Raw genomic sequence first — 13968 nt, forward strand, 5'->3', positions numbered from 1 at the left:
GACGTCAGTGAGGACGCTGCATTACTTACCGACGAACTGCGCCTCACGCTTGGCAATAAACGCCGCCATGCCTTCTTTCTGGTCCTGTGTGGCAAACGCCGCATGGAACACCCGGCGTTCAAAGCGCACGCCTTCGGACAGGCTGACTTCAAAGGCGCGGTTGACGCTTTCCTTGACCATCATCGCAATCGGCAAGGACTTCTTGGCAATCAACGCGGCAACCTTCAGCGCTTCATCCAGCAACTCATCCACCGGCACGATGCGCGCAACGATGCCGCAGCGTTCCGCTTCCACCGCATCGATCAGGCGGCCGCTGAGGCACATTTCCATGGCTTTGGCCTTGCCAACGGCGCGAGTCAGGCGCTGGGTGCCGCCCATGCCCGGCAACACGCCGAGGTTGATTTCCGGCTGGCCGAATTTGGCGTTGTCGCCGGCCAGAATGAAGTCGCACATCAGCGCCAGCTCACAGCCACCACCCAACGCAAAACCGGCGACCGCGGCAATAATCGGTTTGCGTCGGTTGGCCACCCGGTCACAGTCGCTGAACAGGTCGTCAAGGTAGATCTGCGGGTAGGTCAGCTCGGCCATTTCCTTGATGTCGGCACCGGCGGCAAAGGCCTTTTTCGAGCCGGTCAGCACGATGCAGCCGATTTCCGGATTGGCTTCCAGACCGTCCAGCGCGTGGTTCAGCTCGCTGACGATCTGCGCATTCAAGGCATTCAGGGCTTGCGGGCGGTTGAGGGTGATCAGACCCACGCGACCCTGGACTTCCAACAAAATCGTTTCGTAGCTCATGCAACGTTCCTTCTCAAAGATTGCGCGAAATAACCATGCGCTGAATATCGCTGGTGCCTTCATAGATCTGACAAACCCGCACGTCGCGGTAGATCCGCTCCAGCGGGAAGTCGCTCAGGTAACCGTAACCACCGAGGGTTTGCAAGGCCGTCGAGCAGACCTTTTCGGCCATTTCCGAGGCGAACAGCTTGGCCATCGAGGCTTCCACCAGCGCCGGTTTGCCGCTGTCACGCAGGGCGGCGGCGTAATGCACCATTTGCCGGGCGACAGCGATTTGCGTGGCCATGTCAGCCAAACGGAAGGCAACCGCCTGATGCTCGATGATCGGCTTGCCGAAACTCTCGCGCTCGCGGGCGTAATCGCGGGCAGCTTCGAACGCGGCGCGGGCCATGCCGACCGACTGCGAAGCAATCCCGACGCGCCCGCCTTCAAGGTTGGCCAGGGCGATTTTGTAGCCTTCGCCCTCCTCGCCCAGACGATTGGCCACCGGCACCTTCACATCCTCAAAGAGGATTTGGCAGGTGTCCGAGGCGTGCTGGCCGAGCTTGTCTTCAACCCGCGCAACCTTGTAGCCCGGTGAATCGGTGGGCACGATAAAGGCACTGATCCCGCGTTTGCCGGCGCTCGGGTCGGTGACCGCGAAGACGATCACTACCCCGGCGTTTTGCCCCGAGGTAATGAACTGCTTGCAGCCGTTGAGCACGTAATGATCGCCGTTCAGGCGGGCGCGGGTTTTCAGGCTGCTGGCGTCGGAACCGGCCTGCGGCTCGGTCAGCGCGAACGCCCCGAGCATGGCGCCGCTGGCCAACGGCTTGAGGAAGCGCTCTTTCTGATCGTCGTTGCCGAACTTGAGGATCGGCACGCAACCCACCGAGTTGTGCACGCTCATGATGGTCGAGCAGGCGCCATCGCCAGCGGCGATTTCTTCCAGGGCCATGGCGTACGCCAGGTAACCGGTGTCGCAACCGCCCCACTGCTCCGGTACCAACATGCCGAAGAAGCCCAGCTCGGCCATCTCGCCGATGGCTTCCTTGGGAAAGCGGTGCTCGCGATCCCACTCGGCGGCGAACGGCTTGAGCCGTTCCTGGGCAAATTGCCGGGCCGCGTCGCTGATTTGTAGTTGTTCGTCAGTCGGTAGCATGTTGATTCCTTAGTACAGGCATTCAACGGCCATGGCCGTGGCTTCACCGCCGCCGATGCAGATCGCTGCGACGCCGCGTTTCAGGCCTTTCTGGCGCAAGGCCGAGAGCAAGGTCACAAGTATCCGCGCACCCGAAGCGCCGATCGGGTGACCCAGCGCACAGGCGCCACCGTGGACGTTGACCTTGCTGTGGGGGATTTCCAGCTTGGTCATCGTCACCAGGCTGACCACCGCGAAGGCTTCGTTGACTTCGAACAGCTCGACCTCATCCAGCGACCAGCCGGTTTTCTTCAGCAGTTTCTTGATCGCGCCCACCGGTGCCACCGGGAACAGCTCCGGCGTATCAGCGAAAGCTGCGTGACCATGGATCACTGCCAGTGGTTTCAGGCCACGTTTTTCAGCTTCTGAACGACGCATCAGCAGCAACGCCGCCGCGCCGTCGGAAATCGAACTGGAGTTGGCCGCCGTCACGGTGCCGCCGTCACGGAACGCCGGTTTCAGGCTGGCGATCTTGTCCAGTTTGGCTTTCGGTGGTTGTTCGTCATCGGTGATGAGTTTCTGCTCTTTGCCGACCATGACCTGCAGCGGAACGATTTCAGCGTTGAAGCTGCCGTCCTTGATCGCCTGTTGCGCGCGCGTGGTCGAAGCGATTGCGAACTCATCTTGCGCTTCACGCGTGAAGCCGTTGGCCTCGGCGCAGTCCTCGGCGAAGGTGCCCATCAGGCGGCCCTTGTCGTAGGCGTCTTCCAGGCCGTCGAGGAACATGTGGTCAAGCACTTTGCCGTGGCCCATGCGGTAGCCGCTGCGCGCACGATCCAACAAGTAAGGTGCGTTGGACATGCTTTCCATCCCGCCAGCAACCACCACGTCGGCACTGCCGGCCAGCAGCATGTCGTGGGCCAGGATGGCGGCTTCCATGCCCGAACCGCACATTTTGTTCAGGGTGGTGCAACGGGTCGATTTGTCCAACCCGGCACCCAGCGCGGCTTGACGGGCCGGAGCCTGGCCGAGGCCGGCGGACAGCACGCAACCAAACAGCACTTCTTCTACCGCGTCGGCGGCCACACCGGCACGCTCGACGGCGGCGCGGATCGCAGCAGCGCCCAGTTGTGGCGCGCTGAGGCTTTTCAGTTCACCTTGAAAACCACCCATCGGGGTGCGGACGGCGCTGACGATAACGATTGGATCGTGGGACATTGTCATGACAAATACTCCTTATTTGGCGGCCATACGCAAGGCACCGTCGAGACGGATCACCTCGCCGTTGAGCATGCTGTTTTCTATGATATGCCTGACCAACGCGGCGTACTCAACCGGTTTGCCAAGGCGTGGCGGGAACGGCACGCCAGCGGCCAGCGAGTCGCGAACCTCCTGGGTCATGCCGGCCATCATCGGCGTTTCGAAGATGCCTGGGGCGATGGTCATCACCCGGATGCCGTAGCGCGCCAGTTCACGGGCGGCAGGCAAGGTCAGGCTGGCAATCGCGCCTTTGGAGGCAGCGTAGGCGGCCTGGCCGATCTGGCCGTCGAAGGCCGCCACCGAAGCGGTGTTGATGATCACCCCGCGCTCGCCGTCTTCATTGGCTTCGGTTTCGGCAATCGCCGCAGCCGCCAGGCGCAGCATGTTGAAGCTACCGATCAGGTTGACGTTGATCACCTGGCTGAAACTGGCCAGTGCGTGCGGGCCGTTCTTGCCGAGGATTTTCTCGCCACGGACCACACCGGCACAGTTGACCAGCCCGTGCAGGCCACCAAACGCTGCGACCGCTGCCTGCACCGCCGCTTCTGCCGCCGCTTCCTGACTGATGTCCGCGACGACGCAATGCGCGCCGAGCCGTTTTGCCTGGGCCGCGACGGCTTCGGCATTCAGGTCCACCAGCATGACTTTGGCACCGGCACCCACCAGCATCTCAGCCGTGGCCGCGCCCAGGCCCGACGCACCGCCGGTGACGAGAAAAACCTTGTTTTCGATCTGCATCATTGTTTCCTTGGATTCAAGCTGAAACGTTCTTCGCCGTGGCCTCTTGAGCCTTGGCGATTTCCTGGTTGCGCAAGATAAAGCGCTGCAATTTGCCGCTTGGGGTTTTCGGCAATTCGCTGACAAATTCGATTTCACGCGGGTATGAGTGCGCCGCCAATCGCTTGCGCACATGCTGGCGCAGCTCCTCGACAAGCTCAGGGGATGCACGGTATTGCGCGCTGAGCACGACGAAGGCTTTCACCAGTTCGGTGCGTTCCGGGTCCGGTTTGCCGATCACCGCTGCTTCAACCACGGCGGGGTGTTCGATCAACGCACTCTCCACGTCGAACGGACCGACCCGGTAGCCGGAGGTGGTGATCACGTCGTCGCTGCGGCCGACGAAGCTGATGCTGCCGTCCGGGTTCAGTTCAACGGTATCGCCACTCAGGTAATAGTTGCCGACGAAAGCCTTGGTCGGCGCACCTTCGTAACCGGCAAACCAGCACATCGGCGATTGCGTGCGATCAATAGCGAGAATGCCCGGCTGACCGACCGACAGTTCGTTATAGGCCTCATCCAGCACCACGATCCTGTGACCCGGCGAGGCAAACCCTGCCGCTCCAACATGCACCGGATGCTCAAGGCCATGGTGGTTGCACAGCACCATACCGAGTTCGGTCTGGCCGTAATGGTCGTGGATCAGCACGCCGAGATTGTCGGCGAACCAGCGGATCACTTCCGGGTTCAACGGTTCGCCGGCGCTGCTGACAATCCGCAGTTTGCCTTTGATCGAACGGGCGAACTCCTCGCCGCCGGCGATCAGCAAACGGTAGGCGGTCGGTGAACCGGTGAGGTTGGTGATGCCGTATTTGTTGATCACCCGGCAGGTGCTTTCAAGGGTGAACGGGCCATCGTAAAAGGTGATCGGATGGCCCATGGACAACGGTCCGGTCACACCAAAGTAGATGCCATAAGCCCAGCCCGGATCGGCGACATTCCAGAACGCATCTTCAGGGCGCAGGTCCACCGCGTCGCGGGTGTAACTCTGGAACGCGACAATGGCCTTGAGCGGCACCGACAGGGCTTTCGACGGGCCGGTGGTGCCCGAAGTGAACATCAGCAGGAACGGGTCTTCGCCGTCCAGCTGCACGGGTTCACATTGAGCGGAATAATTGGGCAGTTCGGCCCAGAAACTGAAATCACCGCGGACGATGCCCTGACCTTTCGGGCCGCCGACGGTGACGATGGTCGGGCAGTCGGCAACGTCATTGAGTTTTGGACGATTGACCGCGTCGGTCACCACCACGGCGGCGCAGGAACTGTTGAGGCGGTGTTCGATGGCTTTCGGGCCGAAGGCGGTAAACAACGGCTGGTAGACCGCGCCGATGCGCCAGGTGGCGAACACCACAATCAGCAATTCGACATTGCGTGGCAACAGGCCGGCAACCTTGTCGCCCTTCTTCACGCCTTGAGCCAGCAGGAAATTGGCAAAGCGCGCAGCTTTGTCCTGCAGATCGCTGAAGGTGTACGTGGCGCTGGCACCGTCGCGGCCCTCCCAGAACAAGGCAATGCGCCCGGGTATCGCATGGCGGTCGCAGCATTCAACGCAGGCGTTGAGTGCGGTCAACGAGCCGCTGAGCGCAGCATCGACGGTGTGCTGATAGTTGAACTGTGAAGTCGCAGACAGGTAATCGCGCATTGCCAGAATCCCTCTGTATTTTTATTGGGTTGGGGGAACCGTAAAAATCCAGGAAATACTCGCTCCGCGGGCGGCGCGGGACAATGGTCAAAGCTTTCAAGTTGCGTGACTGGTTTGGCCAAGACAAGGATGCAAAATCCACGTGGCGAGGGAGCTTGCTCCCGCCGGGGTGCGTAGCAGCCCCAAAATCTGCAATTGCGTTCTATCAGAAGGTCACTATCAACGGGCTTTGCGACCGCTTCGCGATCGAACGGGAGCAAGCTCCCTCGCCACAGGAGTCAATTACTGTCCTGCTTCGTTGAGGATCAGGCTACGGTAATGCCCCGGATTGGACCCCGACCACTTGCGAAACGCCTTGTAGAACGAACTGGCATCGGCAAACCCGAGCCGCGTGGCGATCTCGGCGAAGCTGATCGAAGGTTCTGCCAGCCAGACAATCGCCAGCTCCTTGCGCACGCTGTCCTTCAAGCCTTGATAGGTTTGCCCTTCTTCTGCCAAGCGTCGACGCAGTGTCGAAGCGGACATGCACAGGCGCTGCGCCAGGCTGTCGGTTTCCGGCCACTGTTCGGCAGGCAGATGCCGCAAATCGTGTTTGATCCGGCTGGCGAGGCTTTGCGGATCGCGATACTTGACCAGGATATTGGCCGGTGCATGGGCTAAAAAGCGCTTGAGCTCGTCGCTGCTGCGCTTGATTGGCAGATCCAGGCAATCCGCCGAGAAAATCATCCGTGTACGCGGTCGGTCGAAGCGCAGGTTCTCGGAGAACATCACCTTATAGTCATCGCAGAAGTCCGGTTCCGCGCAGCGCAGTTCGATGGCCAGAATCGGTATCCGCCGCCCCGCCAGCCAGCAGGCAACACCATGGACGATCATCCAGTAGGTGAAATAAGTGAAGGCGCGACGCGGTTCCTGGTCGTCTTCGAGCAGGACGATTTCCGCCAGGCTTTGCTGATGAACCAGCTGCGCCGGCATGCGCTCCAGCATCAACGACAGAAACCCCAGCCCGGCGGTCAACCCGGCTGCCAACGTCGGCTGGGCCATGGCGCAACGACAGAGAAACTCCAGGCTGCCGGATTTCAACCGGCGCGGGTCCATGCCAAAGAACTCATCGTCCATGCGCCGCGCCAACAGTCGCCACAACCGTGCGTAGGCCGTGGCCGGAACACGCGCACCCGCCACACAGAGCAAGCGCGGTTCAATCCCGACCTTGAGCAAGACTTCAGTGCTGACAGCACTCGACTCGCAGCTTTGCAGCAATGCTTCGCGCACCAAATGAATGGAGATGGTGTCTTTTTCCGACATTGAACGTGGTGAACCCTGTTTTTTGTTTGTCGGCCATCTTAGCGCAGGCACAGGATCCGTAGGAGCAAGGCTTGCCCGCGAAATTGGCTATGAGGTTCATCAGGTACAGCACGTTATCGTTTTTCGCGGGCAAGCCTTGCTCCTACTCTTGTTCAGCTGCCGTTCAGGCAAATGACAATCACCTCTATTTAGTAATGAGTATCATTATGTTACAAATTAGCATCCACTCCATAGATGACGCGGTGCTGAATGCTGGTTCCCTTTCTGATCATGCTGCGCGAAGGCGTTGAAGCGGCGTTAATCGTCGGCATCATTGCCAGTTATCTCAAGCAAACCGGACGCGGCCAATGGATGCCCGCGATGTGGGTCGGGGTCTTCCTCGCCGTCGCGCTGGCCCTGCTGGTGGGCGGTGGCCTGGAACTGGTCAGCGCTGAATTCCCGCAAAAACAACAGGAACTCTTCGAGGGCGTCATCGGCCTGATCGCCGTCGCGGTTTTGAGCTCCATGGTGTTCTGGATGCGCAAGGTCGCGCGCTCGATCAAGCATTCGCTGCACGTTTCTCTCGATCACGCGCTGGCCGGCTCCAGGCACCAGGTTACCGCGCTGATCGCCATGGTGTTTTTCGCGGTTGCCCGTGAAGGCCTGGAAACCGTGTTCTTCCTGCTCGCGGTATTCCAGCAAAGCGAAGGCCCCGGGGCGCCGATCGGGGCCCTGCTCGGCCTGCTGCTGTCGATGGTCATCGGTTTCCTTATCTACAGCGGCAGCATGCGCCTGAACCTGTCGGCTTTCTTCCGCTGGACCGGGCTGTTCATTCTGGTGGTGGCGGCCGGCATTCTCGCAAGCTCAGTGCGCGCACTGCATGAAGCCGGGCTGTGGAATCACCTGCAAACCGTGCTCTTCGATTTCAGCGCAACCCTGCCGATGGATGGCCCGTTGGGTTCGGTGCTGGCCGGCATGTTCGGTTATCAGGATGCCCCGACCGTCAGCACCCTCGGCGTCTACCTGATTTATCTGCTGGTCGCGCTGGTGATGTTCTTCCTCCCGACTGGCGCGCCGGCCAAACCGGCCACCACGCCACCCTCTTCCGTCTCCAGCCATTAAGGGCATTCATGTCAAACCAGGCCCCTCTTCAGACCTCGCCTCCCCGCGCCCTGCGCTGGGCGGTGGCCGGTTCGGTGATCGTGATGATCGCCGCCGGCGGGTTGTTCTACTACGCCTCGCAAATGGCCGCGGCCAAGCGTCAGACAAATCATGACGAGATCACCGTCACGATTAATCCGCACAGTTGCGAGCCGAATGCGCTGACCGTTCCAGCGGGCCGCAGCAGTTTTCGCATCGTCAACCACTCGGATCGCGCGGTTGAATGGGAGATTCTCGACGGTGTGCTGGTGCTTGAGGAACGCGAAAACATCGCCCCCGGCCTGAGCCAGGTGATCACCGCCAACCTGCTGCCGGGTGATTATGCGATTACCTGCGGCTTGCTCAGCAATCCGCGCGGCACGCTGCACGTCACGCCCACCGTCGCATCCGATGCTGCGGCGCAGGCACGGCCGTCGATGGTGGCATTTATCGGTCCGTTGTCGGAGTTTCGGGTTTACCTGAGCAGTCAGGGCACCGCACTGATCAACGCTGTCACCGCGTTGCAACAGGCAATCGACGCCGGTGACCTGAGTCAGGCCCAGGCACTCTACGTGCCGGCCCGCGTGGCCTATCAACGCCTCGCCCCGGCGGCTCAACGCCTGGCGGAGCTGGACAAAGTTATCAATGCTCGCGCCGATTACTTTGAAAAGCGCGAACAGGATCCGCAGTTCGTCGGCTTCCACCGCCTCGAGTACGCGCTGTTCCAGCAACGAAACATCAACGGTATGGCGCCGGTCGCCCAGCGTCTGGTCGCCGACGTCACCGAACTCAAACAGCAATTGTTGGCTCAATCGCTGCCGCCAGAACAACTGGTGAGCATCGTCGCCCGCAATCTCCGCAACATGGCCGATGTACGCGCCAGCAGCGGTGAAGAAGAACGTTACAGCCACATCGACCTCAACGGATTCGCCGCCAACCTGGACGTGACCCGCAAAGTGGTCGATCTGTTGCGTCCGTTACTGACCAAGCCTGCCGCCGCGTTACTGACTCGATTGGACACGGCGACTCACGCTCTCGATGCCGAGCTCAATGGCTTGCGAGTCAAAGACGGCTACAGCAGTTACGACAGTGTTGGCGCCGATCAGCGCACCCGAATCGCCGACAAGGCCAAGGTTCTGGCCGATGCACTCGATGGAATCGATCCCGCCCTTGGCCTCTCCGGCCTATAAGCAGAAGACCTATTCAGATGAACGATTTAGACCAGTTTAATGCCCAGCGTCGCCGCGTACTGTTGGGCATGGGCGCCGCCGGTGTCGCATTGGCGGGTAGCACGTTGAGCTGCCCGGCCATGGCCGCCAGCCCGGCGCAAGTCACTGAAGCACCGAACAGCGACAAAACCCAGGATCGCCATGACTTCCACGGTCAGCACCAGACCGGCATCGTCACCCCACGCCCGGCGTGCGGCATGCTGGTGTCGTTCGACGTATTGGCCACCGACCGCGAAGACCTTGAGCGGCTGTTTCGCACGTTGAACCAACGCATTGCGTTCCTGATGACCGGCGGCCCGGTGGCTCAGGTCGACCCGAAGTTCCCACCCGTGGACTCGGGAATTCTTGGCCCGGTGGTGACACCCGACAACCTGACTATCACCGTCTCGGTGGGTGAATCGCTGTTCGACGAGCGTTTCGGCCTGGCCAGCGCCAAGCCCAAGCGATTGATCCGCATGGTCGGCTTCCCCAACGATGCACTGCAACCCGAACTCTGCCACGGCGACCTGAGCCTGCAGTTCTGCGCCAACACCGCCGACACCAATATTCACGCCTTGCGCGACATCGTGAAGAACCTGCCGGACCTGCTGCTGGTGCGCTGGAAACAGGAAGGCAGCGTACCGCCGCAAGCACCGGCAAAGCCTGGAACACCTGCGCAAAGTGCGCGCAACTTCCTCGGTTTTCGTGACGGCTCGGCCAACCCGGATTCCAACGACAAGAAAACCATGGAGCAGATTGTCTGGGTGCAACCAGGCAGCGATGAGCCGGCCTGGGCAGCCAATGGCAGCTATCAGGCGGTGCGGATTATCCGCAACCTCGTCGAGCGTTGGGATCGCACGCCACTGCAAGAACAGGAAAGCATTCTCGGTCGGGTCAAAAGTACCGGCGCGCCCATCGGCGGTAGCCATGAAAGCCAGGTGCCCGACTATGCCAAAGACCCTCACGGCAAACTGACCAAAATGGACGCGCACATCCGCCTGGCCAACCCGCGCACTGCCGCGACCCAGGCCAATCTGATCCTGCGTCGGCCGTTCAATTATTCCAACGGCGTGAGCAAAAACGGTCAGCTGGAAATGGGCTTGCTGTTCATCTGCTACCAGGCCGACCTGCACAACGGTTTCATCACTGTGCAAACCCGACTCAACGGTGAACCTCTGGAGGAATACCTCAAGCCCATCGGCGGCGGCTATTTCTTCACCTTGCCGGGCGTAACCGGCGACAAAGACTTTATCGGTCGCTCATTGCTCGATGCTACTCAACCGAAAACCACGGCTTAACCCCCTAAACACAACAAACCCACGGAAAAGTCCCATGAAGAAGTCGCCTCTCGCTTTGCTGATCGCCCTTGGCTTGCTCCACGCTCCACTGTCGGCTTTCGCCACCACAGCGCCGCTGGATCTGGTGGGGCCGATCTCGGATTACAAAATCTACGTCACCGAGCAGCTCGACGGGTTTGCCAGCCACACCCAGCAATTCACCGACGCGGTGAAGAAAGGTGACCTGGCCACTGCTCAAAAACTCTATGCGCCCACCCGTGTTTACTACGAGTCGATCGAGCCGATTGCCGAGCTGTTCAGTGACCTCGATGCGTCCATCGACTCGCGCGTCAACGACCACGAAAAAGGTGTCAAGGCTGAAGACTTCACCGGTTTCCACCGCATCGAATACAGCCTGTTCTCCGAGAAAAGCACCGAGGGCCTTGGTGATCTGGCCGACGGTTTGAACAAAGACGTCAAGGACCTGCAAACCCGCGTTGCCGGCCTGACCTTCCCGCCGGAAAAAGTCGTGGGCGGCGCCGCTACATTGCTCGAAGAAGTCGCTGCCACCAAGATCTCCGGCGAAGAAGACCGCTACAGCCACACCGACCTGTATGACTTCCAGGGCAACATCGACGGCGCGAAGAAAATCGTCGACCTGTTCCGTCCGCAACTCGAGAAACAGGACAAGGCCTTCGTCGCCAAAGTCGACAAGAACTTCGCCAGCGTGAACACGATTCTGGCCAAGTACAAAACCGCTGGCGGCGGTTTCGAGACCTACGACAAGGTCAAGGAAAACGACCGCAAGGCGCTGGTCGGCCCGGTCAATACCCTGGCGGAAGACCTGTCGACCCTGCGTGGAAAACTAGGCCTGAACTAAGGCCGCGCAATTTATGTGGCGAGGGGGCTTGCCCCCGTTTGGCAGGTCCGCGCTCGGGCGCGGCAGTCGTATATCCGTTGAACGCGGTATTTCTGATCGACCGCGATCGCAGATTCAGGGCCGTTTCACGACCCAACGGGGGCAAGCCCCCTCGCCACAGCCACCCTACAGTCTGAAAAGTCATGCAGTTGACCTCCATAAACCGTTAGCCAGCTTCCTTTTATTTCAGGCCCACGCCATGATGCAGCTCTCTAACCGCCCGCCCGCGAACGAGCGCTCATGTCCGTGCAACAAACGCCTCCCGCCCGCTCCACGGCGATCACCCTGCAGATCGTCTCCATCGTCTTTTATACCTTTGTTGCGTTCCTCTGTATTGGCCTGCCAATTGCTGTATTGCCGGGCTATGTCCATGAGCAACTGGGGTTCAGCGCTGTCATTGCCGGGCTGACCATCGGCTCGCAGTACCTGGCCACCCTGCTCAGCCGGCCCATGGCGGGCCGTATGTCTGACAACATCGGCACCAAATGGGCGATTGTCTACGGGTTACTGGGGATCATGCTCAGTGGCGTGCTGACGCTGCTGTCGACCTTGTTGCAGAGCCTGCCGTTGCTGAGCCTGATGATTCTGATCGGCGGCCGATTGTTGTTGGGGATCGCCCAAGGCTTGATCGGCGTCGGCACCATCAGTTGGTGCATGGGCCAGGTGGGAGCCGAACACACCGCCCGCTCGATTTCCTGGAACGGCATTGCCTCCTATGGCGCGATTGCGATTGGTGCGCCACTGGGTGTGGTGATGGTCAGTCAGTTGGGGTTCGTGAGCCTTGGGATTGCGCTCTCGGTACTGGCGCTGGCAGCGCTGCTGCTGATTCGTAACAAGCCCTCAGTGCCGGTCATTCGCGGTGAGCGGTTGCCGTTCTGGGCGGTGTTCGGGCGCGTCGCCCCCTTTGGCGCCAGCCTGAGTCTGGCTTCGATCGGCTACGGCACGCTCACCACCTTTATTACCCTGTTCTATATCAGTCGCGGCTGGACCGGTGCAGCCTGGTGCCTGACGGTCTTTGGCATCTGTTTCATCCTCTCGCGCCTGCTGTTTATCTCCAGCATCAACCGCTTTGGCGGGTTCAACTCGGCCATCGCCTGCATGAGCATCGAAACCCTGGGGCTGGGCCTGCTCTGGTTGGCCCCGTCGACGGCCGTGGCGTTGATGGGGGCGGGGCTGACCGGGTTCGGTCTGTCGCTGGTCTACCCGGCATTGGGTGTCGAGGCCATCAAGCAAGTGCCAAGCAGCAGCCGTGGCGCCGGCTTGAGTGCCTATGCGGTGTTTTTCGATCTGGCACTGGCGATTGCCGGGCCGTTGATGGGTGCGGTGGCGCTGAATCTGGGGTACTCGTGGATTTTCTTCTGCGCGGCGCTGTTGTCGATCACCGGACTGGGGCTGACCCTGCTGCTGAAACGTCGCTCAGCACTCAGCCCGTCGTAAGACCCTGGCGTCTACGGCAACGTCTGGTCAGCCGTCTGCATTCCCGCCCCGCTTGGCTTGCTCAGGGTTTGAGCAAAGAATCTCCCCGCTTCGGAGATCAGGTTACGGTGAATGCCCTCGCGGTCAACGCCCTCAGCATCGGTGCACAAGGCCGGCATCGCCGCGAGTTGCTCCTGGGTACACGGTGCCATGAACACGAAATGCCCGGCCCCCGCCAGCAGTTTGAAATCCGGAGCAACGGGTAGCTTACGAGCGAGCGCAGCAGCGTTTTTATCGAGGGCGACCAGTTTGTCGCCATCGCCGCTATAGAGCAGCACCGGCACATGCACACCGGCCAAGGTATGACGGCCGAACTTCAGGCTCAATGGCGCCATCAGTAACAGCGCGTGAACCCGTGGGTCAGCGACTGGTTGCAAGTCATCGCGGTCGACAATCAGTTCACCGTTGGTGCTGCAGGCGTCTCCGTCGTCGGGGCGTTCTTTACAGTACAGGCGTAAACGATTCAGGTCCGGCGTGGCGCCCGAAAGAATCAACGCCGTTTCGCCACCGGCCGAATAACCGATCACTCCGACCTCGTCGGGATTGACGAACGGCGACAGCATGGGATCGGCCAGGGTTGCGGTGATGGCTTCGGAAATCTGGATCGGCCGGCCATAAAGGTTGCTTAACGTACCGAGGCGGCTGTGGTCCTTGGAGTTGTCACCGGGATGAATCACCGCCACCACCACAAAGCCTTTGCGTGCCAGCGATGTGGCAAGGTCATGCAACGCCAGTGGGGTGCCGATGTTGCCGTGGGAGAGCATCAACATCGGAAAGCGGCCAATTGCGACCCTTGCGTCTTCGGTCGCCTGGATTTGATAACCCTCGAGCTTTCTTGAATGCTCGATGCCGGTCGACGGGTAAAAGGCGATGGCCCGCATGGGTTGTGAATCCAGCGGATCGAGAAACGTCAGCTCATGGTAGCCAACGCTCCAATGAGGGTGCGGCGCAGGCGCGGCTTGCACTGAATTCAGGCTGCTGAGCAGGCAAATCAGTAACATTGCACAAAGACGCATCATGGGATGCCCCACCTTGTTACCCGATTGGAATACCCGTTTTCCGCCAATCCCTTG

The 13968-nt window shown here is 60.6% G+C and carries 12 protein-coding genes; 5 read left to right on the forward strand and 7 right to left on the reverse strand.

Translation table 11 applies throughout. The features are described from left to right. Window positions 1-21: 21 nt before the first annotated feature. The 6 genes from AABM55_RS15675 to AABM55_RS15700 all read right to left on the reverse strand — a co-directional run bounded on the left by AABM55_RS15675 (window position 22) and on the right by AABM55_RS15700 (window position 6896). A complete protein-coding gene (locus AABM55_RS15675; protein ID WP_347926854.1) occupies window positions 22-795 on the reverse strand; it encodes an enoyl-CoA hydratase in 774 nt (257 codons plus the stop codon). 13 nt (window positions 796-808) lie between these two features. Beyond that, a complete protein-coding gene (locus AABM55_RS15680; protein WP_103316482.1) occupies window positions 809-1936 on the reverse strand; it encodes an acyl-CoA dehydrogenase in 1128 nt (375 codons plus the stop codon). 9 nt (window positions 1937-1945) lie between these two features. After that, a complete protein-coding gene (locus tag AABM55_RS15685; RefSeq protein ID WP_347926856.1) occupies window positions 1946-3139 on the reverse strand; it encodes an acetyl-CoA C-acyltransferase in 1194 nt (397 codons plus the stop codon). A gap of 12 nt (window positions 3140-3151) precedes the next feature. Next, entirely contained in the window at window positions 3152-3913 is a 762-nt protein-coding gene (locus AABM55_RS15690; RefSeq protein WP_054597492.1) for an SDR family NAD(P)-dependent oxidoreductase, read from the reverse strand. 16 nt (window positions 3914-3929) lie between these two features. Next, window positions 3930-5594, reverse strand: a complete 1665-nt coding sequence (locus AABM55_RS15695) for an AMP-binding protein (protein WP_347926859.1) — start codon at window positions 5592-5594, stop codon at window positions 3930-3932. A gap of 282 nt (window positions 5595-5876) precedes the next feature. Further along, on the reverse strand, window positions 5877-6896 hold the full coding sequence (locus AABM55_RS15700) for an AraC family transcriptional regulator (protein WP_347926861.1): 1020 nt from the start codon (window positions 6894-6896) through the stop codon (window positions 5877-5879). A gap of 249 nt (window positions 6897-7145) precedes the next feature. Between AABM55_RS15700 and efeU the strand changes: the two genes are divergently transcribed. From efeU to AABM55_RS15725, 5 genes are all read left to right on the forward strand, one after another. Further along, window positions 7146-7997, forward strand: a complete 852-nt coding sequence (gene efeU / locus AABM55_RS15705) for an iron uptake transporter permease EfeU (RefSeq protein ID WP_347926862.1) — start codon at window positions 7146-7148, stop codon at window positions 7995-7997. Window positions 7998-8005: 8 nt separating this feature from the next. Continuing rightward, window positions 8006-9205, forward strand: a complete 1200-nt coding sequence (efeO, locus tag AABM55_RS15710; protein WP_347926864.1) for an iron uptake system protein EfeO — start codon at window positions 8006-8008, stop codon at window positions 9203-9205. A gap of 17 nt (window positions 9206-9222) precedes the next feature. Further along, the gene (efeB, locus tag AABM55_RS15715; RefSeq protein WP_347926866.1) at window positions 9223-10521 is read left to right on the forward strand and encodes an iron uptake transporter deferrochelatase/peroxidase subunit; all 1299 of its coding nucleotides are present in this window, start codon (window positions 9223-9225) and stop codon (window positions 10519-10521) included. A gap of 34 nt (window positions 10522-10555) precedes the next feature. After that, a complete protein-coding gene (gene efeO / locus AABM55_RS15720) occupies window positions 10556-11380 on the forward strand; it encodes an iron uptake system protein EfeO (RefSeq protein WP_054597499.1) in 825 nt (274 codons plus the stop codon). Window positions 11381-11659: 279 nt separating this feature from the next. After that, window positions 11660-12856 carry an MFS transporter gene (locus tag AABM55_RS15725; RefSeq protein ID WP_347926867.1) on the forward strand — a complete coding sequence of 399 codons (1197 nt, stop codon included), beginning with the start codon at window positions 11660-11662 and terminating at the stop codon, window positions 12854-12856. 11 nt (window positions 12857-12867) lie between these two features. On the opposite strand, the gene AABM55_RS15730 is transcribed toward AABM55_RS15725, so the two are convergent. Then, on the reverse strand, window positions 12868-13914 hold the full coding sequence (locus tag AABM55_RS15730; RefSeq protein ID WP_347926869.1) for a dienelactone hydrolase: 1047 nt from the start codon (window positions 13912-13914) through the stop codon (window positions 12868-12870). Between the last annotated feature and the right edge of the window lie 54 nt (window positions 13915-13968).

It is taken from the genome of Pseudomonas helvetica (assembly GCF_039908645.1).
Taxonomy (GTDB): domain Bacteria; phylum Pseudomonadota; class Gammaproteobacteria; order Pseudomonadales; family Pseudomonadaceae; genus Aquipseudomonas; species Aquipseudomonas helvetica.